At 44.8% G+C, this 725-nt stretch carries 1 protein-coding gene; it reads right to left on the reverse strand.

Going from position 1 to position 725, the window contains the following annotated elements; all coding sequences use genetic code 11:
- Positions 1-86 precede the first annotated feature (86 nt).
- Positions 87-725 (reverse strand): hypothetical protein (locus KIV40_RS28910; RefSeq protein ID WP_285352662.1); only part of this gene is annotated, 639 nt, incomplete at its 5' end.

Genomic DNA, 725 nt, shown 5'->3' on the forward strand with positions numbered 1-725 from the left:
CAGCGTAATTGCTGGCGTTTTTGTATCTAGGCTTTGAGTTGCTAGTTTATGGTAAGTAACTGGCTTTATTGCAACTAACTCGCTTATTACGACTTTTTACTATTGAGAATCTGTTGGATTCTTGGGTTGAGCGCTTTACCGTGCTTCTCTTCGTACTCTTCACGCTTCAAATCGTTGAGGTTCTTCACTGAGTTAGCCGCTAGCAAATGTTGTGGCAGTTCAGTATGAAGCATGCCTTTCTCATCGAGTCTTTTCGCTTCCAAATAGTACTTCTTGAATAGGGCATCAAGCTTGTTCTCTGCTGTGCGTTTCAAGTCGTAGAGCTTGTTTTGAATCAGCCACTTTTCAATTGGGTTGATAGCAGTACGAGACAGCACACGAATGCGGCTGTCCAATAGCTCTTCTTCTGTCAGTGAATCTTTTAAGATCCACAGCTCACCCATTTGTGGTGGCCAGCTGTTACCCAGTTGAATACGCTCGTGACAGTGCATTAAGACGCGGTTAAGGCCGTCAGAATCAATAGTATTAGCAAATTCAATGAACTTACCGCTTGGCTCACTACCGTATTGGTATTCCCACTGTGTTTCATACACGCTTAGGAAAGAACCGAATACATGGATACACCAGTCAGACAGCTCTAGTTCTGCCGGATCTTGGTCAACCACTGGCACTTGCTGATTTGAGCCTGTATTGGACTCAACAACAGGTACCGATGGCGCAGAGGC

Source organism: Vibrio sp. D173a (assembly GCF_030248475.1).